This is a genomic window from Maritalea myrionectae DSM 19524 (assembly GCF_000423365.1).
Lineage (GTDB): Bacteria > Pseudomonadota > Alphaproteobacteria > Rhizobiales > Devosiaceae > Maritalea > Maritalea myrionectae.
Window position 1 is genome coordinate 804482 of sequence record NZ_AUHV01000002.1, and the last position, 22045, is coordinate 826526.

Here is a 22045-nt window from a genome sequence, read left to right on the forward strand (position 1 = left end):
GTTGCCCACCTAAACCAGAGGCTGACGATAATCGGCCGCATAGCGCCCGGTGACATTGTGTTCGAGTTGTCGCTCGATGTCGTTCAAAAGGCTGGATGCGCCAAAGCGGAACAGATGTGGCGAGAGCCATTTGTTGCCCAGCTCATCCTTCATCATTGCAAGATATGTGATCGCATCCTTGGCCTTGGAAATGCCGCCCGCGGGCTTATAGCCAATCTCGATGCCCGTTTCCTCATGGAACCAGCGGATCATGCGGATCATAGACAGGGAAGTCACCAAATCTGCGTTGACTTTTTCCTTGCCTGTTGAGGTTTTGATGAAGTCGGCCCCTGCCATCATGCACACCATCGACGCTTTAGCGACATTGGTTTGGGTGGCCAATTCGCCTGTGCCCAAAATGGTTTTCAAATGCGCGTCGCCACAAGCGGCGCGGAAGGCTTTGACTTGATCATAAAGGCCCTGCCAATCCTGCGTCAGCACTTGATGCCGCTCAATCACGATGTCGATTTCTTTGGCGCCAGCTTTCACTGAGGCTTCGATTTCCGCAATGCGGGTGTCCAAAGGCGTCAGACCTGCAGGGAACCCCGTTGAAACGGCGGCCACCGGAATGTTGGTGCCTTCAAGTGCGGCCACCGCGTCGGCGACAAAATTATGATAGACGCAAACTGCACCTGGGGTGATGCCCAAATCTTCAACGCCCAGCGCCTTCAAAATATCGGTGCGCACGGGTTGGCGCGCTTTGGCGCACAAGCGCTCAACGCGACCCTTGCTGTCGTCGCCATTCAACGTGGTCAAATCGATATTGGTGATGGCGTGGAGCAGCCAGGCGGCTTGCCATTGTTTTTTCACTGAGCGGCGGGTGCCGATGGTGGCGGCCCGACGTTCCAATGCTGAGCGGTTCATCCGCACATGGCGCAACCAGCCCAAATCCAAATCGAAACCGGGATTGCGTTTATGCTCTTCTGCCGCGTGCGGCATTTCAACTGCTTTTAAACTCATAGTTCTGCAATCATTTTTGTCAGCAAACTTTGCATGCGCTCTCCGCCAGATGCGACCATGGTTTGCGTATGGTCGTGAGAGAGATGTTCGTCCGACATGCCCGCGCCCATATTGGTGATGAATGAACATCCCCAGACGCGCATGTCGTAATATCGGCCCAAAATACATTCCGGTACGGTGGACATGCCCACCGCCTGTGCCCCAAAGCCCTGGATCATTCTGATCTCAGCGGGCGTTTCAAATGAGGGGCCAGAATACCATGTATAAACGCCTTGTTTAAGGCCCAAAGAATCGCGCTCGGCGATATCAAGGGCCTTTTGGCGCAACGTTGGATCATAGGCATTGGCCATATTCACAAAACGTTTGTCGCCCACTTCACCAATCAACGGGTTAAGGCCCGAATAATTGATATGGTCGGTAATCTGCATCAAATCACCGGGTCGAATATCCTCAACGATTGAACCCGCGGCATTGGTCAACATCAATGTATCAATGCCCAATCCAGCCAGCGTGCGCAGCGCCATTTTCATGGCTGCGGCATTGCCGTGCTCGTAATAATGGGCGCGCCCTGTGAGCAGCGCCACGCGCTTGCCTTCGAGATAGCCGACCAAGAGGTCTTTGCCGTGACCAGTAACGCCGCCGCCGGGAAAGCCTTGCAACGCATCATAATTGATGGTCACCGGGTCTTTCAGCATATCGCCAAGCGCGGCGAAGCCTGACCCTAGAACAAGTGCAGCGGCAATAGGTTCATCGCCCGCGCGTTCTTGGATCAAACGCATATTGTATTTTGCGGTCATGACGCCCTACTCCAGAAATTCCGGGCCAAAGGAATCCGGCAAAATCTCATCCATGGTGTAGCTTTTGGCGTCGCCATCTTCACCTGTGCAAATGATTTGCGTGTCAGGTGTGGCGAATTCGCGAATGCGCTGGCGGCAGCCGCCGCAAGGGGTGACGGGATCAACGCCTTTGCCGATGACAAAGATGCGGTGAATTTTCTTTGCGCCAGCGCCAATCATGGCGGAGATGGCTGCTGTCTCGGCACAGTTGCCCTGCGGGTACGCCGCATTTTCGATATTGCAGCCCGCATAGACTTGCCCGTCATCCGCCAGAATGGCTGCGCCAACCGGGAAGTCGGAATAGGGCACGTGCGCATGTTTGCGCACGGCCTGAGCGGCATCATAAAGAGCTTGGGTCACCGCATCCATCTTAGCGCTCCTTCACATAGGGTTGGCCGATGGCTTTTGGTGGATTGGCCCGACCGATAAAGCCCGCCAGAAGCACCACGGTGAGAATATAAGGCAACGCCTGAATAAACTGCACTGGCACTTCACCAATCATGGGGAACTCCACGCCTTGCAGACGAATTTGCGATGCGCTGAGCACGCCGAACAACAAACAGGTCCACATGGCCTGCCAAGGGCGCCATTTAGCAAAAATCAAAGCGGCAAGCGCGATAAAGCCACGGCCCGACGTCATGTTTTCAGAAAAGTTTGCGCCTTGGGCGGTGGATAGAAATGCCCCGGCAACACCGCACAGCAAACCTGTAACCACCAACGCCCGATAGCGCAGCATGGCCACTGAAATGCCCGCTGTGTCCAGCGCTTTTGGATTCTCCCCCACGGCGCGAAGGCGCAAGCCAAAGCGCGTGCGGAACAGAACAAAGGCCGTAACCGGCACCATCAGGAAGGCGAAGTAAACAATAATCGAATGGCCGGAAAGCAATTGCTCGTAAATCTCGCCAATAATTGGCACTTGGCCAAATTCTTGTGCGAAAGGCAATTCGATGTTGGCGAAACGCTCGTCCGGACGCAGATTTGGCGTAGTGCCCCCGCGACGGAACCAAGCATGGCCCAAAAATACGGTGAAGCCAGCGGCCAAGAAGTTCAGCGCCACACCAGAAATAATCTGGTTGCCGCGGAAGTTAATTGATGCCAAAGCGTGGATCATCGACATCACAACGGAAACGCCCATCGCTGCAGCGAGGCCAAGCCAAACCGAGCCCGTAACAGCGGCTGTGGCGGCAGCAGCAAACGCCCCGCCCAGCATTTTGCCTTCAAGGCCAATATCCACAATGCCCGACCGTTCAGAATAAAGCCCAGCCAAGGCTGCAAGCATCAATGGCACCGCAAAGCGAACACTGGAATCGAGCAAGAGAATGATATCTGTTGCACCCATGATCTATGCCTCCGTATCTGCGGTTGTTGGCGCCTCGGGCGACGGTTTCACCCTTCGGGCAAATATGCGCTCCAGCAATGGCCGGAACATATCGCCCATGGCACCCGTGAACAGGATCACCAAGGCTTGGATCACCACCACAAGGTCTGACGGCACAGCCGGCAATTCAAAGGCCAGTTCCTGCCCACCCTGATAGAGCGCACCGAATAATAGCGCGGCCAAGGCAATGCCCACCGGGTGGGAACGGCCCATAAAGGCAACGGCAATGCCAACAAAGCCAAAGCCATGCACATAGCCCACGACGAGCCGTTTTTGCACGCCCACCGCTTCATTGACCGCCATGAGTCCGGCCAACGCGCCGGAGATGGCCATTGCAATAATGATCACGGAAACGGCTGAAATGCCAGCATAGCGGGCGGCTTCCTTATTGGCGCCAAGGGTACGGATTTTATAACCGAGCTTGGTGCGCCAGATCAGCACATAGGTGAAGATCAGCGCGGCGATGCCGAAAAAGAATGTGATGTTCAGCGGCGAATATTGGAACGCGTCAAACCAGTCGGACATCAACGGCAGGCGGCCCTGTTCGTTGATTGTGCGCGTTTCCGCATTGGCACCCGGTGCTGTGATGACTTGCGCCAGCATGTAGCTCATAAACGCTGAGGCGATAAAGTTGAACATGATGGTCGTGATCACAATATGGCTGCCGCGCTTCGCCTGAAGCCAAGCAGGGATAATGGCCCAAAGTGACCCCATCATCATGGCCGCAAGGGTTGACCCGAGCAGCACCAGCGTCCAGTGGGTCTGATCAAGCCAAAGCGCCACCATGATGGCCCCAAGGCCCGCCACATAAGCTTGGCCCTCACCACCAATATTGAACATGCCTGCCTTAAAGGCGATGGCCACGGCAAGACCGGTGAAAATGAAGTTGGTGGCATAGTGAAGCGTGAAGCCCCAGCCCATCCCTGTGCCAAAGGCACCATAGAACAAGGCCCACATGGCATCGAGCGGATTTTCCCCGATGATGGCCACGGCCAAACCGCCGATCACGAAAGCCAGCAGCACGTTGAGCACTGGCATCAAAACAATTGTTACCCAATTGGGCAAAGGCTGGCGCGCACTCATAGTTTGATTACTCCAGACATTTGCTAAGCCCCCTCTTTGGGATCAACCCCGGCCATGGACAGGCCAAAATCTCGTTCGCTGGCATCAGGTGTCAATTCGGTGACGATTTCCCCGTCAAACATCACCAAAACCCGGTCAGACAGAGCCCGGATTTCATCCAGCTCCACAGAGACCAGCAAGACCGCAATGCCTTTATCCCTTAATTCAATAATGTGCTTGTGAATGAACTCGATGGCGCCAATATCGACGCCGCGCGTGGGCTGACCCACAATGAGCACGTCCAGATCACGATCCATTTCCCGCGCCAGCACCACTTTTTGCTGGTTACCGCCTGAGAAATTGGCTGTTTTCAACCGTGGATTGCGCGGGCGAATATCGAACATTTCAATACGGCGTTCGGCTTCTGCAATAGATTGCTTTGGCGACAGAAACGGACCTGAGCCATAGGCTTCAGAATCGTGATAACCAAGAATGGAATTTTCCCATTCTTCAAAATCAGTCACCAACCCCATCTTGATCCGATCTTCCGGCACGTGGGCCAATCCCATCTGACGCACTTTCGCCGCGCTATCATCGCCGTCGAACCGCACCAATTCGCCATTAATGCGAACTTCGCCCAGCAGAGGCGCTTCCATGCCTGAAATGGCGCGCAAAAGCTCGGACTGGCCGTTGCCAGCCACCCCAGCAATGCCCACGATTTCGCCAGCACGCACATTGAAGCTGACATCTTTCACCCGCGGCACGCCAATGTCGTCGGTTACCGACAGGCCATTAACTTCCAACACCACGTCTTTCGGTTCAGCTGGCGTTTTATCGACACGCAACAAAACGCGGCGGCCCACCATCATTTCCGCCAATTGTTCTGGCGAGGTGTCTTCGGTGGCTACGGTGCCGACCATTTCGCCCCGACGCATGACCGAAACCGTGTCGGTCACGGCCATGATTTCGCGCAATTTGTGCGTGATCAAAATGATGGTTTTGCCTTCTTCGCGCAACTGTTCGAGAATGCGGAAAAGCTGGTCGGCCTCGGTTGGCGTCAATACGCCCGTTGGCTCGTCCAAAATCAGCACATCGGCACCGCGATAAAGCGCCTTCAAAATTTCTACGCGCTGTTCCTGTCCCACAGACAGGTCTTCAATCAACGCATCCGGGTCGACATCCAACCCATAGTCTTTGGCCAGTCGCCCCAACTCTTCGCGCGCCTTTGCCATGCTGGATGCCAGAAGCGTTTCGCCTTCAGCGCCCAGAATAATGTTTTCCAAAACGGTGAAATTTTCCACCAGCATAAAGTGCTGGTGCACCATGCCGATGCCCAATTCCAGCGCGTGGCTGGAATCTTTGATTTTCACCAATTTTCCATCGACCCAAATTTCACCGCTATCGGCAGTGTAAAAGCCATAAAGAATTGACATCAGGGTGGATTTACCCGCGCCATTTTCCCCCACAATGCCGTGGATCGAATTGCGCTTCACCGCCAAATCAATGTTTTTATTGGCTTGGACCGGCCCAAAAGCTTTGGACACTTTTTTCAAGTCAATGGCAAATTCAGACCCAGCAGCCTTTGAAGGCTGCTGGGCGCTTGTTGTCTGGTGCTCAACCATGTCGAGTTACCATTCCAATTTTCAGTTTAGACTATGATACAGGGCAGGAATTATCTGACCGGTAGTCATGCACTTCAATCTCGCCAGAATTGATTTTTGCAGTCAATTCTTCGAGTTTGGCTGACATCTCATCGGTGATCAATTCTTCATTATACTCATCGACTGCAGCACCAACGCCACCTTCGGCAAGACCAAGAGATTGAACGCCTGATGACCATTCGCCATTGGCTTCGTCGTTGAATGCATCTTGCACTGCAACGTCAACGCGCTTGACCATTGAAGTCAACATGTTGCCTGGGAACAAATAGTTCTGGTTGCTGTCCACACCAATGCCGTATTTGCCAGCATCCGCTGCAGCTTGCAACGCACCTTCACCAGCAGCACCCGCAGCGGCGTAAATCACGTCAGCGCCACGCTCCAGCTGTGAACGGCCAACTTCGCCTGCAGTGTTGATGTCGTTAAAGGCAGCAAAGTCTGTGCCGATAAAGTTTTGCAGAACTTCAATGTCAGGATTTACAGCTTTTGCACCTTGCACATAGCCGCAACCAAAAGCTTGCAACAATGGGAAGTCAAACGCTGTGACGTAGCCGATTGTGCCTGATTCAGACTTCATCGCAGCCAAAGCGCCAACAAGGTATGAACCTTCTTGCTCTTTAAACAACACTGAACGCACGTTTGGCAAATCAACCACAGAGTCGATGATGGCAAAGTGCGTGTCTGGGAATTCTTGAGCAACTACGTTGAGCGGCTCGGCCCATGTGAAGCCTGGCACAACGATTGGGCTTGAACCCTGCTGTGCGAAACGGCGCAAGGCTTGCTCGCGCTGCGCATCTGTTTGAATTTCAAAGTCGCGGTAAGAATTACCGGTTTCTTCCTTGTATGCTTCGGCACCATTGTAAGCCATTTCGTTGAACGACTTATCGTTTTTGCCGGCAGCATCATAAATCAATGCAGGTTCTGCCAATGCGGTGCCTGTCATCAATGCAGCGAATACGGCTGTACCGAGAACGGCTTTCGCGCCGGTGAACTTTTTATTCTGGACTGACATGAATATCTCCCTTGTCAACTTATCCACACGTAACAAGACCTAGTGTAAGATCCAAATGTGGTGTTTTTAATTCAAGCGCTTTCTTGGTCCCTCCGCAAGTAAAAACGCCTAAATCCCCACGCAATCGTTACCTATCCCCTACAAAAAGTTCAAGATTTTTTTAACCAGACGGTAAAAATAATTGATTTTTTGACCAGACGGACGAAATTTTTATTTGTGATTCAACAAGTTAATGATCTGGGCCTTTGCCGCCTCTGCGTCAGCTTTGTCATGTGTAACCAAAACTACGGGTAAGTTGTTTTGCTGCGCTAATCCAAAAACAAAAGTGCGCACCCGATCACGCAACTCCACGTCAAGTGCGGAGAACGGCTCGTCCAGCAACAAGGCTTTGGGCTTTGACAGCAGAACCCGCATCAGCGCAATGCGGGATTGTTGCCCGCCGGAAAGTGTCAGCGGGTCACGCGCGCCCAAATCTTCAAGATGTACCGCCCGCAGCTTTTCGCGCACCTTTTCGCATCGCTCTTGCTTGGAGCCGCCGCGCGGCAAAGCAAACAGCAGATTTTCTTCAACACTCATATGCGGGAACAAAAGCGGCTCTTGAAACATCAGGCCAATTTTGCGGCGGCTTGGGTCTTCATGGGTGATGTCTTGCCCATCCAGGATGATCTGGCCGTGGCAGCTAAATCGCGGCGATAGGAACCCAGAAATGGCGTTAAGCAATGTTGACTTGCCTGAGCCTGACGGCCCCATAACCGCCAGCACTTCGCCCGGCGCGACTTCGGCATCGATATCGAGCAACGTATCACCGGCCAGCGAAATGCGAAGGTTTTTGAGAATGAGGCTATGTTCGGCCAATTAGGCCTCCCGCTGTTTCGAGAAATAGATTTTGTTGGGATAAAGCAATTTTGGCAAGACCAGCGCCAAAGCAAACCCGACCGCGGGCAGCAGCGTTTGCACCAGCGCGTAAATGCCAATCAAACGACGGTCACCACCAGAGGCAAGCGCCACCGCCTCAGTGGTGATGGTGGGCACACGTCCCGCCCCGATCATTAATGTGGGCAAATATTGCGCCACCGAGATGGCAAAGCCAAGCGCCAGCGCAGTGAGGATCGGTTTGAGCAACATGGGCAATTTGATTTGGAAGAAGATCCGATTTTGCGACTTGCCCAAAGCTGTTGCCGTTTGCATATAGCGCGGATCAAGATCATGAAAACTCGCTTCCAGCGCCAAGTAAGTATAGGGGAACACAAAGACCACATGCATGATGGTGACGGGCCAGAAACTGCCATCCAGCCCATAGCGCACCAAAAGAATTGAAATGCCGGAGATAAAGGCAATTTGTGGCACGATCAGCGGCAAATAGATAAGCCGCAATGCACTTTGGGTTAGGCGGATATCGTGGCGCTTCTCATTTTCAAGGCAAAGCAGTGTTTGCACCACAGAAATGAGGGCTGCCGCCACACCAATCTTAATTGCATTGAAGGATGGCCCCCACAGATTTGAGGCGTTGTCGAGCCATCGCATCAAATTCATCGCGCGTGGCAGCGCTTCAGGAAAGCGCCAGTAACCTGCAACCGACCAGATGCCCAAAATCACAATGCTCGCGGCCGATATTGTGACCATTGCCAACATGGCGATATTGAAAATTTGGCGCACAATCTGATCATTTTGATGGCGTGCGCCCTTTGATTGCATCTGGCGCATCAAATAGCTGCACAGCATTTCCAAAAGCCACCACGCCATCAATGCGACAAGCGTGGCACCGAGCTGGAACACGGCCCCCGCAGCGGCCACAAACCGCATTTCAATGTCCGGATCGTTCATCCAGCGCAATATTTGCACGGGCAAGCTGGGCGGCAGGTTTGGCCCCAAAATCAGCGCCACATCCACCACGGAACTTGAAAAGGCAATGACCGCAAAAATCGGCAGGCGGATTTGGCGGTAGAGCGCAGGCATCACCACGGTCAACCAGGCCCACACACGGCCATACCCCATGGACCGCGCCAACTTTAAGCGCTTATCCACATTGATCTGCGACGCCGCGCTTAAGCACATCAAAAACAGGAACGGCACTTCCTTGAGCACCAAGCCTGCCAGCAGCGCATAGCCGAGCGGATCATTGATGATCAGCCAATCTGGTGGGCGATCAAAGCCCGTCGCCCACGGCGACAGCAAGCGGATCAACCAGCCAGAGGGCGCAAACAAAAAGGCGAAACCGAAGGCGGCGGCGGCATGCGGCACGGACATGAGCGGCGAGACAAACCGCGAAATTCTGGCAAAGAAAGGCGCATCCCAAAAGGCGGCGAAAAAGCCAATCACGATGACAAAAGAAATGATGGTGGTGACCAGCCCAATCCAAATGGACAGATGCACAGAATGCCAAAAACCGGGGACGTGCATCGCCTTATGCAAATGGTCCCACGTCAGCTCCACCCCACCTAGTGTGGGGAAATAGCCAAATGCAGGCGCCGCCACACCAATCAGGCCCGCAAGTAGCGGGCCTGTGAGCAACAAAATCACAAGGGCGGGCGCTACCCAAAAAATTGCATTTAGCGCCCGATTGGTCATGGTCATTACATATCGCGCATAAAGCGTTTGGACCATTCTTCCTCAAGCATTGTGGCCCAGCTTGCGTGCGGCTCGAGTAGGGTTTTGCCAAACTCTTCGCCCTGCAATGTTGCGGGCCCAAGTTCCAGCGCGTCAAAATAGGCTTTTTGCGCCTCGGGCAAATCATTGATGGCGAGGACTGAGGGGTCGCCCCATACTTTTTCGTCTGCCTTACGGGCTTGCGCTTCGGCAGACAAAAGGAAATTGGCAACAACCATTGCGCCAGCTTTGGCGTTGGCATTGTAAGGGATCGTTACAAAATGAGAATTGCCCATTGAGCCATAATCCATCACGAAAGACCGGACGCTGGGTGGCAATTCACTTGCATTGATGGCTGATGAGGCTTCGCCGGGGTTAAATGTCATGGCGATATCAATTTCACCGTCGGCCAAAAGATTTTTGAGCTGCGTGGTGTCCGAAGCATAGACGACGCCATCGCGCCAAAGATTTGGCTTTAGCTCGTCCAAATAGGTCCAAAGCGGCGCCGTGACTTCAGCAAAGATCTCTTCGGTCGCTGGCTCGCGCAAAACAGATGGGTCATCTACGACGCCATAAAGCACCTGCTTCAAAAATGTGGTGCCAATGAAGTTTGGCGGCGCGGCATAGGTGAAGCGGCCGGGGTTTTCTTCCGTCCATTTGGCCAATTCCTCCAGCGTGGTTGGCGGCTCAGCCAAGATTTCGCTGTCGTAATAAAAGGTGAGCTGCGCCATGCCCCATGGGCTTTCCTGCCCATCAACCGGCACGGTGAAATCGTAAGTCAGGGTCGGTTTGCCCTCAATGTCAGCATATTCATAATTGGGCAGCTTTTCGGCCCAATTACTGTCAATCAGCAAGCCCTGCTCTTTCATGGCCGCAAAGTTTTCACCGTTGATCCAAATGAGGTCGACAGAGCCCCCCTCATCGCGACCAGCCGCTTTTTCGGTGATCACGCGGCTTACGGCGGTAGCGGTGTCTTCCAGCTTTACATGCTCGATGCTGACGCCATATTTGGCCTGCACCTGCTCGCCTGCCCAAGCGATATAATTGTTGATGTTGGGCGCGCCGCCCCAAGCATTGAAATAAACGGTTTGCCCTTTCGCCTGATCCAACACATTTTGCCAATCCGTTGGGTCCGGTGCGTTTTCTTGCGCCAAAGCAGGCGTGCCTGCGCCCATGGCCAAGATGGAGGCAAGAACAAGTTGTTTTGCTGATGGTGAACGGAAAAACCGACTTTTACGCATTAAATATCCTTCGCACATTGCGTGCTTAATGATTGATCATCAAGGATATTTGTTACGCGATTGCCAGCAGAAGTACAGCCCCTTAGAGCTACAACTCTCGCTCACATAAGTGTGAAATGCTTTTAGTTGTGTTCCGGCTCAGCGGTGTCTTCCGTATCAACCGGTATTGCTTGGGCATCAATTTGTGCCGCGAACCGATCAAAAAAGCGATCAATCACCCCTTGGGCACTTTTGCCCACCAGCTTTGAGCCCAGTTTTTCGATTGAGCCTGATACTTCACCATGGGCTTCAAATGTCAGAATACAGGCCTCATTGGCCAAGCCCCAATCCTGCAATTCAATATCTGCGGCGCCGCGCGCCAGCCCCAAAAGGCCGCCACGACCGCCACCCGAAAGCGTGTAAGCGCGGGCAGGTTCAACGTTTGAAAGTGCAAGGTCGCCCTTAAAAGTGGGCTTCATGATGCCCAAATTGACGGTGATTGAGGCTTCAAGATTTTCGCTATCCACCCATTCAATTCGGTCACATCCGGGAATGCAGGCCTTCAATACTTCTGTGTCGTTCAACGCCTCCCAAACCGCCAATCGCGGTGCTGTAATGCGATAATGTCCAACAAATTTCATAAAAGGCCTTTACCTCGAGCGAAACAATTCCAATATCTGCAACACATGGTAACATGCTTGCACAGTGTCAATTGATGACGATAAAAGAATTATCTAGAGTTTAAACACTAACATTTTTGGTTCTTAGGCTGAACGGGGAATAATATGGCAAACGAAATCGCAGAAAAACCATTGCAATATTTGGACAAGGCAATGGGCGCGATCCGCGAAATGGGCCTTTGGCCAGAAACTGTTGAAGAAGCACCGATCACAGGGCTCCTGCAAGAAATCACCGATTTGGATGAAACACGCGTCATTTTGATCGGCCGCACTTTGAATCAGGCCAGCGTGTTCAATGAAGTTGTGCGCGAGCAAATCGCGGCGATGAATATCGGCGAACGCTATGAAGATATCACCAACGGCTTTGACAGCATTCGCGATGATGCCAAGGGCATGGTTGATCAGCTAGAAGACGGCAAGCTGGATATGTTGGAGCGCGCCTCCAACGTTTGGATGAAAGTCACCCGTGGCGACATTCCAACTCGGTTTGAAAAAATCCGCACCACCTATTTGGAAGTCACCAAAGACACCAAAGATCAGGTCGACCGCGAACACACCATTTTGGAAGCCTATCGCGATTTCCGCGGCGCGCTGAAGCAATCAGAAGTGATGGCTTTGGAAGTGCTGGAAAAAGCGGAAGCCAAGCTGGAAGAGCGCAAAGAGCATTTGAGCAATGCGACCAAAGAACTGGAAAACTTTGCCGATGGCACACCTGCTGATCGGGCGCGCCTGGAAATGGCCCGCGACGAACGTTTGCGCGAAATGCAGCAAGAAGAGCGCCGCTACCAGATTGCGAAAGACCTTTCTGACAATCTGACCATTTCATACAACACGTCTGAAGTGATCATGGCGCGTCTGATGCAAACCACAAATGCCAAAGAGCGTGTGTACCAGCAATCAATCTCTTTCTTCTCCACCAACGAAACCGTTTTGACAGCGTTGAGCGCCTCTTTCACTGGCTTGTTTGGCTTGCATGAGAGCACAGAGACATTGAACGCCATGAAGGAAGGCATGTCTAAAAGCCTTGAGACGTTGGCCGAGATTGGCGACACGGTGCAAGAAGAAGCGCTTAAGGCCGGATATGGCCCGACCATTCGCGCCGATGCGGTGAAAAAGCTTGTCGACAGCGTTGTGAATTTCCAAGAAAAGTCACGTTCGATCATCAATGACATGCGCGAGCAAAGCACGAAGAATTCTGCTGAAATTCGCGATGCCGTGGAAGATGGCAAGCAGCGTCTGGCAAAATTGGCAGCGGAAGGCAACACGCTTTTGGCTGAACAAAAGCAAAGCTAATTTTGCTCTTTAGCAAAACGAGAAACGGGAATTTGTTTTGAGCAAAGACAAGTCTTTACCGCTTGATGATGTGATGATGGCGATGGACGTGGTGGATACGCTGCGCCATCGCAATGATCTGGTGACGCGGGAACTGAATGAAGAAAACCGCGCCTCCAGTTTGGTAGACCGCCTGCGCGAAGTCTACCACCAGCAGGGCATTGATGTGCCAGATCACATTTTGCAAGAAGGGGTCAACGCACTTAAAGAATCCCGTTTCAATTATGACCCGCCCACAGGTGGCTTTAGCTATCGGTTGGCGCGGGCCTATGTGTCGCGCGATCGCTGGGGCAAATGGGTTTTGGGCCTCGGCCTGGCGCTCGGCATTGGTCTATCTGGATATTTTCTGGTTTATCAGCCGATGCAGGCCAGCCAAATGGCGGCGACGCAAGCCTATCTCAATCAAGAATTGCCCGAACAATTTGACCAACTTGTCACCCAAATTGAAGCCACCGCCAAGGTCGAAACGGCCAACGCACAAGCCGCAGAACTGGCTGAACGCGGCAAACTGGCTGCTAGTGTTGGCGACCAGGTTGCGGCTGAAAAGTTTTTGGGCGATCTCAACGGCCTGCTCAGCACATTGCAAAGCGAATATCGGGTGCAGATCGTCAACCGTGAAGGCGCCGATACCGGCGTTTGGACCTATCCGGATGTGAACCAGGACGCACGCAATTATTATGTCATTGTCGAGGCGATTGGGCCGGATGGCAACGCCTTGCCGCAAAGCATCACCAATGAAGAAACCGGCATTGCAGAGACCGTTGAGCAATGGGGCGTGCGCGTGAGCGAAGTACAATTTGACGCGGTGCGCGATGACAAGCTTGATGATGGCATCATTCAAAACAATATTATGGGCCTCAAAGAATTTGGTTATTTGAACGTGGATTACACGCAGCCAGTTTTGGGCGGCGCGATAACAAAGTGGTAGGACAAGTATAATGGTAAAAGGTCCAGAAGCACTGCGCCGACTAGATCGCTCCATGCGCGATATTCGCGATGAAGAACGCTCACTTTCCCGCACATCTGCAGACGCATCGGCGAAGATCGCGCGATTGCGCGAAGTGGAAAGCGAACAGTTTTTGCATCTCGCCAAAGTGCGCCTTGATCCAAAGAAACGCGATGAAGTCACTGAATATATTTCGCGTGCGGAAAAAGAAGCCAACAGCATATTAAAACGCCATGCAGGCAAGTTGGATGAAATATCTGAGTTGCTGGCGGATGTGGATAAAGACATTGAAACCACACGCGCAAAGCGCGACGAAGCGATGTCTGATTTTGAACAGGCGCAGAAAAAGCTGGATCAACTGAGCACTGAAGTTTTTGCCGATTTGGACAAAAACCCCGCCTATGCGGCGCAGAAGCAGGCCGTTGAGGAAGCAATTGCCACTTTTGATCACGCCAACAAAAAGGCGGAGGTGGCCGAGCAGGATCGCGAAGAAAAAGGCGCGCCCTATCGCAATGATCCGCTGTTTATGTATCTGTTTGAGCGCGGGTTCAACACAGGGTCCTATCGCGCAAACAACATCACCCGGATGCTTGATGGCTGGGTGGCGCGCATGGTGCGCTATCACGATGCCAAGCCAAACTTTGTGATTTTGAACGAAATCCCCATGCGGCTGCGCGAGCATGCGGATCAGGTGCAGGACAAGATTGACGAAGAGCAACAAAAGCTTGAAGCGCTTGAGGATGCAGCCTTTGACGCTCATGGCGGCAAACAAGCCCGCGAAACGGCCGATCGCAGCGAAGAGATTATTGGTGAAATTGATGCGCGTCTGGTGGAGCTGGAAGATAAGCGCGACGAGTTGGTGCATCGCCAACGCAAGTTCACCCAAGGGCAAAATCCAGCCTACCGCGAAGCGGTTGACCTGCTTGCATCTGGATTGCAGCGCGAAGGGCTGGAAGATCTTTATGCTGCGGCGCGGCAAACAGCGACGCGCGAAGATGATCAGATCGTGCGCAAGATTGATGCGGTACGCTCGGAAATCATTTCGTTGGAGACTGAACTTCGGGCATGCAAGGACCGCTTAAAGGTCCTCTCAGAGCGTCGACGTGAACTGGAAGACATTGAATGGGAATTCAAACAAAAGCGCTATGATCGCCCGTCATTCGATTTTGACGACGATCTGGTCGAAGATTTATTGGGTGAGTTTTTGAAGGGCGCCATCACCGCCTCGAGCTATTGGGGCAAATGGCAAGACGCGAAAAAATATCGTGGCCCGAAACGCAGCCGCTCAAAAGATCAATATAGTAACCCTTGGGGTGGCAAATCCTATTCTTCAAAGAAGAAGCGCCGCTCAAAGGATTTCGGCACATTTGGCTCCAGCTCGTCGGAGTTTTCGCGCCCGCGCAGCACCCCGCGCGGCTCCAAAGGCAAGCGCGACCATGGTGGGTTTAAGACTGGCGGCAAGTTTTAAACCGTCTATGCAACTGCCACTTTGCATCGTGCAATAAATGACGGCTTCTAAACTGCACCCCGCCGATGGACGCATGCCTGCCTATGCCCAATATGGCACGCCAACGTGCCAATCCATTTCTAATGGCACATCGGCAGCGCGTTCTGCCCCGTCTTGTTTTCCAAGTCTGACACTTTTGCGCCCGCCAATAGGGGCATGAGCGATTCTTGTGTGGAGCGGGCGACAAAAACGCTGAACTTTGAATCGGACGCTACTTGTGGCGTGGTTTTACAAAATGCTGGCTCGACGCCGATGGAGAGGCTGCCTTTTATGCTTTTTGATTTAAACGTGCGTATTTGGGCCTGAACTGCGCGTAGCTTTTCTTTTTCAGCTTCAGGAAATACGAAGACGTGAAGAATCTTGCCTTGAGCGGCGGGTTTCGTGCCGCGCGGCATTTCGTTGGCCGCGGCCAGCCTCAGATTTGCGCGGGTCTTTTGTGTGGTGCCGCCCTCGGGAGTAAGCGAAAAGACAAACTGGGTCTGCTCTGGCAATGGCTTTAAATTTGCATCTGCCTCAACCGCAAAAACCATATCCTCAATAGGATCATTCACCACATCTAACTTGGACATGGTTTGGATTGTGCCTAGCGTGTTGAGTGACATACATCCCACCAGCAAGAAGGGGACGGCAAGAATGAACGCGATTTTTGGTAATCTAGGCATGGCAATTCCCTCTCAAAAACTATTGAGAGGGAATCTAGTTATTAATTTAAATATTTCAAGTCTTACTTGATTAATTCACCGAGCGCGCTGGCGCCATTGTCGGCGGCGCCGACCAATTGGCGCATGCCAGTGAACAGTTCACGCCCCAGTCCATAGTGCGATTCGCTCAAATCTTGCGTGGCCACCGGGCGGGCATCAAACTCTGCCTGATCGACCAATACTTCCAGCACACCATTTTCTGCATCCAAGCGGATGATGTCGCCATCTTTGATTTTGGCGATGGGGCCACCGTCGACGGCTTCCGGCGTCATATGGATCGCGGCTGGCACCTTACCCGAAGCGCCCGACATGCGACCATCAGTGATCAAAGCCACTTTGATGCCGCGATTTTGCAGCACGGACAGAGGTGGCGTTAGCTTGTGCAATTCTGGCATGCCGATGGCTTTTGGCCCAGAGAACCGCACCACGGCCACCACATCTTCGTTCAGCTCGCCCGCTTTGAACGCGTCATTCAGCTCATTTTGCGAATGGAACACTTTGGCCGGTGCTTCCACCACACGATGTTCTGGCTTGACCGCAGAAATTTTGATCACGGATTGGCCAAGATTGCCTTTGAGCAGTTTCAAACCGCCATTTTTGGCAAAGGGCTTGCTACACGGTGTCAGCACATTTTCATTGCCGGATTCTTTGGCAGCGGGTTCCATTTGGATGCGATCATCGATCAATTTTGGCTCTTGTGCATAAACATGCAAGCCAGAACCCCAAATGGTTTTTACATCGTCATGTGCCAAGCCCGCATTGAGCAGTTGGTCAATCAAGAAGCCCATGCCGCCCGCAGCGTGGAAATGGTTCACATCGGCCATGCCGTTTGGATAAACCCGGGTGAGCAAAGGCGCCACATCGGACAGGTCAGACATGTCCTGCCAGTTGATTTGAATGCCTGCAGCGGCGGCCATGGCGATCAAATGGATGGTGTGGTTGGTGGAACCCCCCGTCGAGTGCAACCCGATCATGCCATTTACAATCGCCTTTTCGTCCACAACGCGGCTGGCCGGGGTAAATTCGTTGCCCAATGCTGTGATCGCCAAAGCGCGGCGCGTTGCCTCTTTGGTAAGGGCATCGCGCATAGGGGTGCCGGGATTAACGAAGCTGGAACCTGGCAATTGCAGTCCCATAATCTCCATCAACATTTGGTTGGTGTTGGCGGTGCCATAAAAGGTGCAGGTGCCGGGAGAATGATAGCTTTCGCTCTCAGCTTTAAGCAACTCATCGCGCCCCACTTTACCTTCGGCATAAAGCTGGCGAATGCGGGCTTTTTCGTCATTGGGCAGGCCAGAAGGCATTGGCCCTGCAGGCACAAACACCGCTGGAATATGGCCAAAGCTGAGCGCCGCTATCACCAAACCGGGGACGATTTTATCGCAAATGCCGAGGAACATGGCCGCATCAAACATATTGTGGCTAAGGCCGACACCCGCTGCCAGAGCGATCACATCACGCGAAAAGAGCGACAAATCCATGCCGGGCTGGCCTTGGGTGACGCCATCGCACATGGCCGGCACACCGCTGGCGACCTGCGCCACAGCGCCTGCCTGCTCGGCTGCCGCCTTGATCTGATCCGGATAATCCTTGTAGGGCGCGTGGGCTGAGAGCATGTCGTTATAAGCGGTGATGATGCCGATATTGGGCGTAATCTCATCGCTTAGCTTGGCTTTGTCGCCCGCCCCGCAGGCTGCGAAACCGTGGGCCAGATTGCCACAAGAAAGCGCGGTGCGGTGAACGCCCTGTTTGGCAGCGGCATCCATACGGTCCAGATAAATCCGCCGGGTTTTCTCACTGCGTTTGGTGATGCGGTCTGTCACATCACGGATCGTTTGATGAACGCTCATTTGTTGCTCCTTTGGATTTATCAGTGCGACCTTACTGGGAACAAAGGATGTTTAGGTAATACCCTAGGGACACCAGAAGATATTGAGTTCTTTAATGGTTTGGCGCAGCACGGCGCGAATGGGCATATCTGCCACCTCGCCTTCGCCAAACGCCGATTTCAAAACGTCTTGCTTTTCATCGCCTTCAATATGCAATGCCAAGAAACTGGATTGCAGCAATTGCGGCAGTGTAAATGTGATCCGCGGTTCGCCAGCGCCCGGCGCCTCAATCGCCGTAAATGTATTTTGGTTTTTCAAATCAATCGCTTCCGCCAATTGATCGCCGCCGGGGAAGAAAGAGGCCGTGTGGCCATCCGTGCCCATGCCCAAAATCACCACGGTGAAGGGTTTGTGCACGCCTTCAAACTGTTTGCCGAGCGATGTTGCGCCTTCTTGCGCGGTTTGTCCGTCAACATAAAGCGGCAGGAAAGCGGCACCATTGGCCTTGTTTTGCAGCAAATATTCGCCGACTAATTTGGCGTTTGACCGATCAGAACTTGGCGGCACCCAGCGCTCATCCACCAATGAAATGGTGACGCGTGTCCAATCCAGCTCTTCTTCACTCAGGGCCGTAAAGAACGCTTTGGGTGTTGACCCACCGGAAACCAGCATACTGGCTTTGCCAGAGGCTTCAATATCGCGCTTTAGCTCAGTGGCGACGCGGAAAGCCAGCGCACGGGCCAGCTTATCTTTGTTTTCGAAATTATGGTCGATTACATCTGCCATTCGTTCACCTATATTGCTTTGGGATCGTCCAGCTCTTCATGCCATGTACGACCGTCGCGCTCGATCAGCGCAACTGAACTGGTGGGTCCCCATGTGCCAGAGGTGTAGCCATGCAATGGTGTTGCGTCATTGTCCCACGCTTCGCGGATCGGATCAATCCACGCCCACGCCGCTTCCAACTCGTCACGACGCATAAACAGGGTTTGGTTGCCGCGCACCACATCCATGAGCAACCGCTCATAGGCTTCTGGGGTCCGCTGGGTAAACGTATCAGCGAAGCTAAGGTTCAATGGTACCTGACGCAAACGCATGCCGCCTGGGCCAGGATCTTTAATCATCAGGAACAGTTTCACCCCTTCGTCCGGTTGCAAGCGGATCACCAAGCGGTTTGGTGTCGGCACGCCTTCTGTACGAGAGAAAATTGAATGCGGGATTTCACGGAATTGGATCACAATTTCGGACGCGCGGCGCGCCATGCGTTTGCCGGTGCGCATATAGAACGGCACCCCGTTCCAGCGCCAGTTTTCCACCTCGGCTTTGATCGCCACAAATGTTTCTGTGTTGGATGTCGCGCCATCGCCCAGCTCTTCAACATAGCTCGGCACTTTCGTGTCTTCAGCGCTCACGCCGCGATATTGGCCGCGCACGGTTTGCTTATGAACTGTTTCGCCCACGATGGGCTTCAGGGCGCGCAGCACTTTCAGCTTTTCATCGCGCAGGGCATTGGCTTCATCTGATGCGGGCGGCTCCATCGCCACCAAGCACAAAAGCTGCAACAAATGGTTTTGCACCATATCGCGCAAGGCACCTGATTTTTCGTAATAGGAGCGACCACCCGCCCCAACAGATTCGGCGGCGGTGATTTGAATATGGTCGATATGAGCCGAGTTCCAGATCGGCTCGAACAGGGCATTGGCGAAACGCAAGGCCAACAGATTTTGCACCGTCTCTTTGCCCAAATAATGGTCAATCCGATAGACCTGATCTTCGCGGAACACTTCGGCCACAGTGTCGTTGATTTCTACAGATGATTGCAGATTGTGCCCCAGCGGCTTTTCCAACACCACCCGCGCATCGGGTGTCCAATAGTTTTGGCTGGAGAGATAATCGCAAATGGGGGCAAATAGGAATGGTGCAACCGCCAGATAGAAGGCCCGCACCACGCTTGGATCATTGCGCAAGCGGTCACTCAATGCCGCCCAACCATCGCGGTCAGTAACGTCGTTGGCGATGTAGGAGAAGCAACCAATGAAATCGTCGAGCATTTGGGGCTCGATATGGTCTGCATCCACAAACTCATTCACTGCATCGCGGGCGAATTTTTGGAATTCTTCATCGCTCATTTCTGAGCGAGACACGCCGATAATGCGCGAGTTTGTGTCGAACTGCCCGTCATAAAAGCGATAATAGAGCGCAGGGATCAGTTTGCGCTGCGATAGATCGCCGGTGGCGCCAAACACCACATAATCAAAAGGATCGACCGGAATAATACGGGCGGACATAGGCATTCCTTTCATTGTTCGCGCATGACGCGCTGGCCCCAAGCGTGCTTATGCAGCTTTTTGCGCCATTAATAGTGCCCCATTTTGAGCGTCAGACTTTGCGGCTTGCACATAGTCGCCAAAGCGCTCAGTCAGAATGGGAATAAGCCGCTCACCCAACCCACCAACAATGGCAAGTTTTTGCGCGCCGCGGGCTTTAAACCAGTTGATGAATTGCTCGATCTGATCAAATTCAAACTGCATCAGTTCTAACGCTATCGGGTCATTCTTTTCGAAATGCTCCACCACGAATGGCGCAAGGCTGGCAAAGTCTTTTGGCCATGCCTTGAAGGACCATGCCATCAAGCTGTTTTGGGTGCCGCCAAGATGGTCAATAACCACGTCAGTCAGCGGTGAGCCTTCGCTCAAGCCATCCAACACTTCGATTGAACGGCGGGCCAAAGCGCGTCCCAAAATTGCGCCGGAGGCGGTGTCTGAGATATGATATCCCCAACCACCAACCGGGAAATATTCGCCTTTTACTTTGGCAAGGCCGGCGGATCCTGTACCCACAATCAGCACCGCGCCATCTTTGCCCAGATGAGCGCCTTCGCGGGCGGTTTCCACATCATTGTGCACAAGGGTTTTGGCAAAGGGATAGTCCCGCGCAGCAAAGTCGCGACGCGAGCTTTCCAAATGTGCGCCGGCGAGGCCCAAACAGGCGATGGTGCGGGCCATATCTGATTGGCTCAAACCCGCCTCTTGAAACACTTGGTGGCTAACATCAATGATGGAATTGTAGGCTTGCGACCCGTCACCAATTGTGGTGTTGGCCGGACCACCGCGCACTTGCGCCAAAATATTCAGATTCTCGTCCGCAAGCCGCGCCCTGCAATTGGTGCCGCCGCCGTCAATTCCGAGAAACAAGTTTTGCACGCAGTCCATCCTTTAGTCAAAACGTTGAAATTTGCGCGGACCATAAACGCAATTCGTCTTATACGAAAGTATTAATCCGCGCAAATTCGCTCGTTTTTTCGCAAAAATGCAATTGCAAGCCATTGGCTTTATCTGCGGCATGTTTTATTGAGGGCGTTCGTTTGAAAAAGGTGATGAATTGGCGTCCTGTTTGTTTATCTGTTCTACGTGCAAATTTAGCTCCACCAGCGCTTTTAACGATAAAGGCGAAACCGGCGGCGAGTTGCTTGCCAATTTGGTGGAAGCAGAGCGCGACAATCGGCAGATGGAGCTTATGATTGTACGCCACCCCTGCCTTTGGAGTTGCAAACAATCCTGCGCAATACAATTGCAGGACGATGAAAAGATTGGCTATCACGCGGGCGGATTCACCCCAGACCAACCCACCGCAGAAGCCATTATAGATTGGGCGGCAGCGCATCAACGCACCCCGGATGGCGAAGTGCCATTTGCAGCTTGGCCCCGGGCCATGATGGGACATTTTATTGCGCGCCTGCCCACAATGAAGAAAGAAAAAGAAGATGACTAATCACTCACTTATTCTTGGCGGTGCCAAGTCGGGCAAAACCGGATTTGCCGAAGGCGTTGCCCTGAAAGGCAACCAAAAGCCTCTCTATGTGGCCACGGGCCGCGCCTATGATGACGAAATGAAATTGCGGATTTCTGCCCACCAACAGGCGCGCGGCGATCATTTTGATACGGTGGAACAGCCCATCAATTTGATTTCAGCGCTTGAGCGCGCACGCGGCAAATATGACCGCGTTTTGGTGGATTGCCTGACCCTTTGGATCACCAATTTGATGATGGCCGATTATGATGTGGATGAAAGCGTTGAGGCCCTCGCCCATTGGTTGAGCACCAATAATGATATTTCAGTTATCTTGGTGTCCAACGAAGTTGGCCAAGGTGTGGTGCCCGACAACAAAATGGCCCGCGAATTTGTGGACCATGCCGGTATTGCCCATCAAGAGTTGGCCCGCATCTGCCAAAATGTGGTGTTTGTCACCTCAGGTATCGCGCAAAATCTAAAAGGTGAATTGGCGTAAGCCACCAGCAT

General features: G+C 53.0%; 21 protein-coding genes. 5 read left to right on the forward strand and 16 right to left on the reverse strand.

All coding sequences use genetic code 11. From position 1 onward, the window contains the following. Window positions 1–9: 9 nt before the first annotated feature. From deoC to G549_RS19020, 11 genes are all read right to left on the reverse strand, one after another. Window positions 10–999: a deoxyribose-phosphate aldolase gene (gene deoC, locus G549_RS0104230; RefSeq protein ID WP_051213342.1), complete on the reverse strand. Its 990-nt coding sequence runs from the start codon at window positions 997–999 to the stop codon at window positions 10–12. Continuing rightward, complete coding sequence (locus G549_RS0104235) at window positions 996–1796, reverse strand: purine-nucleoside phosphorylase (protein ID WP_027833969.1); 801 nt, start codon at window positions 1794–1796, stop codon at window positions 996–998. Before G549_RS0104235 ends, deoC begins: the two co-directional genes overlap by 4 nt. Window positions 1797–1802: 6 nt before the next feature. Next, the gene (locus tag G549_RS0104240; RefSeq protein ID WP_036220966.1) at window positions 1803–2204 is read right to left on the reverse strand and encodes a cytidine deaminase; all 402 of its coding nucleotides are present in this window, start codon (window positions 2202–2204) and stop codon (window positions 1803–1805) included. A gap of 1 nt (window position 2205) precedes the next feature. After that, entirely contained in the window at window positions 2206–3174 is a 969-nt protein-coding gene (locus G549_RS0104245) for an ABC transporter permease (protein ID WP_027833971.1), read from the reverse strand. A gap of 3 nt (window positions 3175–3177) precedes the next feature. Then, a complete protein-coding gene (locus tag G549_RS0104250; RefSeq protein WP_027833972.1) occupies window positions 3178–4296 on the reverse strand; it encodes an ABC transporter permease in 1119 nt (372 codons plus the stop codon). Between the two features lie 23 nt (window positions 4297–4319). After that, window positions 4320–5897 carry an ABC transporter ATP-binding protein gene (locus tag G549_RS0104255; protein WP_051213344.1) on the reverse strand — a complete coding sequence of 526 codons (1578 nt, stop codon included), beginning with the start codon at window positions 5895–5897 and terminating at the stop codon, window positions 4320–4322. Window positions 5898–5928: 31 nt separating this feature from the next. Further along, on the reverse strand, window positions 5929–6945 hold the full coding sequence (locus G549_RS0104260; protein ID WP_027833974.1) for a BMP family lipoprotein: 1017 nt from the start codon (window positions 6943–6945) through the stop codon (window positions 5929–5931). 210 nt (window positions 6946–7155) lie between these two features. Further along, window positions 7156–7800: an ATP-binding cassette domain-containing protein gene (locus tag G549_RS0104265; RefSeq protein ID WP_027833975.1), complete on the reverse strand. Its 645-nt coding sequence runs from the start codon at window positions 7798–7800 to the stop codon at window positions 7156–7158. Next, on the reverse strand, window positions 7801–9519 hold the full coding sequence (locus tag G549_RS0104270) for an ABC transporter permease (protein WP_246778332.1): 1719 nt from the start codon (window positions 9517–9519) through the stop codon (window positions 7801–7803). Then, window positions 9519–10772, reverse strand: coding sequence for an ABC transporter substrate-binding protein (locus G549_RS0104275; RefSeq protein WP_051213346.1), 1254 nt, complete (start codon window positions 10770–10772; stop codon window positions 9519–9521). Before G549_RS0104275 ends, G549_RS0104270 begins: the two co-directional genes overlap by 1 nt. Window positions 10773–10894: 122 nt before the next feature. Continuing rightward, window positions 10895–11392, reverse strand: coding sequence for an SRPBCC family protein (locus G549_RS19020; RefSeq protein ID WP_051213347.1), 498 nt, complete (start codon window positions 11390–11392; stop codon window positions 10895–10897). Between the two features lie 144 nt (window positions 11393–11536). On the opposite strand from G549_RS19020, the gene G549_RS0104285 reads away from it, so the two are divergent. Genes G549_RS0104285 through G549_RS0104295 form a run of 3 tightly spaced genes read left to right on the forward strand, consistent with a single transcriptional unit; the run spans window position 11537 to window position 15177 of the window. Further along, window positions 11537–12724, forward strand: a complete 1188-nt coding sequence (locus tag G549_RS0104285) for an ATP synthase subunit B family protein (RefSeq protein WP_027833978.1) — start codon at window positions 11537–11539, stop codon at window positions 12722–12724. Between the two features lie 37 nt (window positions 12725–12761). After that, window positions 12762–13691, forward strand: coding sequence for a DUF6384 family protein (locus G549_RS0104290; RefSeq protein ID WP_027833979.1), 930 nt, complete (start codon window positions 12762–12764; stop codon window positions 13689–13691). Between the two features lie 10 nt (window positions 13692–13701). After that, window positions 13702–15177 carry a hypothetical protein gene (locus tag G549_RS0104295; protein WP_027833980.1) on the forward strand — a complete coding sequence of 492 codons (1476 nt, stop codon included), beginning with the start codon at window positions 13702–13704 and terminating at the stop codon, window positions 15175–15177. Between the two features lie 119 nt (window positions 15178–15296). Here the strand turns inward: G549_RS0104295 and G549_RS0104300 are convergent, their stop codons facing one another. From G549_RS0104300 to G549_RS0104320, 5 genes are all read right to left on the reverse strand, one after another. After that, complete coding sequence (locus tag G549_RS0104300) at window positions 15297–15878, reverse strand: hypothetical protein (RefSeq protein WP_027833981.1); 582 nt, start codon at window positions 15876–15878, stop codon at window positions 15297–15299. Window positions 15879–15940: 62 nt separating this feature from the next. Then, window positions 15941–17767: a phosphogluconate dehydratase gene (gene edd / locus G549_RS0104305; protein WP_027833982.1), complete on the reverse strand. Its 1827-nt coding sequence runs from the start codon at window positions 17765–17767 to the stop codon at window positions 15941–15943. 63 nt (window positions 17768–17830) lie between these two features. After that, entirely contained in the window at window positions 17831–18532 is a 702-nt protein-coding gene (gene pgl, locus G549_RS0104310) for a 6-phosphogluconolactonase (protein ID WP_027833983.1), read from the reverse strand. Window positions 18533–18540: 8 nt separating this feature from the next. Continuing rightward, window positions 18541–20034, reverse strand: a complete 1494-nt coding sequence (gene zwf / locus G549_RS0104315; protein ID WP_027833984.1) for a glucose-6-phosphate dehydrogenase — start codon at window positions 20032–20034, stop codon at window positions 18541–18543. Window positions 20035–20082: 48 nt separating this feature from the next. Further along, a complete protein-coding gene (locus G549_RS0104320) occupies window positions 20083–20949 on the reverse strand; it encodes a glucosamine kinase nucleotide-binding domain-containing protein (RefSeq protein ID WP_169449602.1) in 867 nt (288 codons plus the stop codon). Window positions 20950–21139: 190 nt separating this feature from the next. Between G549_RS0104320 and G549_RS22140 the strand changes: the two genes are divergently transcribed. Together G549_RS22140 and cobU are read left to right on the forward strand one after the other, a co-directional pair. Next, window positions 21140–21517, forward strand: coding sequence for a DUF1636 family protein (locus tag G549_RS22140; RefSeq protein WP_051213350.1), 378 nt, complete (start codon window positions 21140–21142; stop codon window positions 21515–21517). Then, complete coding sequence (gene cobU / locus G549_RS0104330; protein ID WP_027833987.1) at window positions 21510–22034, forward strand: bifunctional adenosylcobinamide kinase/adenosylcobinamide-phosphate guanylyltransferase; 525 nt, start codon at window positions 21510–21512, stop codon at window positions 22032–22034. The genes G549_RS22140 and cobU overlap by 8 nt, the downstream gene beginning before the upstream one ends. Window positions 22035–22045: the final 11 nt, after the last annotated feature.

What these genes read in the sequence shown, in the direction of transcription:
- edd (WP_027833982.1), bottom strand. Translation starts at nt 17,767, where the DNA reads ATGAGCGTTCATCAAACGATCCGTGATGTGACAGACCGCATCACCAAA.
- G549_RS0104240 (WP_036220966.1), bottom strand. Translation starts at nt 2,204, where the DNA reads ATGGATGCGGTGACCCAAGCTCTTTATGATGCCGCTCAGGCCGTGCGC.
- G549_RS0104285 (WP_027833978.1), top strand. Translation starts at nt 11,537, where the DNA reads ATGGCAAACGAAATCGCAGAAAAACCATTGCAATATTTGGACAAGGCA.
- deoC (WP_051213342.1), bottom strand. Translation starts at nt 999, where the DNA reads ATGAGTTTAAAAGCAGTTGAAATGCCGCACGCGGCAGAAGAGCATAAA.
- G549_RS0104270 (WP_246778332.1), bottom strand. Translation starts at nt 9,519, where the DNA reads ATGACCATGACCAATCGGGCGCTAAATGCAATTTTTTGGGTAGCGCCC.
- G549_RS0104300 (WP_027833981.1), bottom strand. Translation starts at nt 15,878, where the DNA reads ATGCCTAGATTACCAAAAATCGCGTTCATTCTTGCCGTCCCCTTCTTG.
- G549_RS0104255 (WP_051213344.1), bottom strand. Translation starts at nt 5,897, where the DNA reads ATGGTTGAGCACCAGACAACAAGCGCCCAGCAGCCTTCAAAGGCTGCT.
- G549_RS19020 (WP_051213347.1), bottom strand. Translation starts at nt 11,392, where the DNA reads ATGAAATTTGTTGGACATTATCGCATTACAGCACCGCGATTGGCGGTT.
- cobU (WP_027833987.1), top strand. Translation starts at nt 21,510, where the DNA reads ATGACTAATCACTCACTTATTCTTGGCGGTGCCAAGTCGGGCAAAACC.
- G549_RS0104245 (WP_027833971.1), bottom strand. Translation starts at nt 3,174, where the DNA reads ATGGGTGCAACAGATATCATTCTCTTGCTCGATTCCAGTGTTCGCTTT.
- G549_RS0104235 (WP_027833969.1), bottom strand. Translation starts at nt 1,796, where the DNA reads ATGACCGCAAAATACAATATGCGTTTGATCCAAGAACGCGCGGGCGAT.
- zwf (WP_027833984.1), bottom strand. Translation starts at nt 20,034, where the DNA reads ATGTCCGCCCGTATTATTCCGGTCGATCCTTTTGATTATGTGGTGTTT.
- G549_RS0104260 (WP_027833974.1), bottom strand. Translation starts at nt 6,945, where the DNA reads ATGTCAGTCCAGAATAAAAAGTTCACCGGCGCGAAAGCCGTTCTCGGT.
- pgl (WP_027833983.1), bottom strand. Translation starts at nt 18,532, where the DNA reads ATGGCAGATGTAATCGACCATAATTTCGAAAACAAAGATAAGCTGGCC.
- G549_RS0104295 (WP_027833980.1), top strand. Translation starts at nt 13,702, where the DNA reads ATGGTAAAAGGTCCAGAAGCACTGCGCCGACTAGATCGCTCCATGCGC.
- G549_RS0104275 (WP_051213346.1), bottom strand. Translation starts at nt 10,772, where the DNA reads ATGCGTAAAAGTCGGTTTTTCCGTTCACCATCAGCAAAACAACTTGTT.
- G549_RS0104250 (WP_027833972.1), bottom strand. Translation starts at nt 4,296, where the DNA reads ATGAGTGCGCGCCAGCCTTTGCCCAATTGGGTAACAATTGTTTTGATG.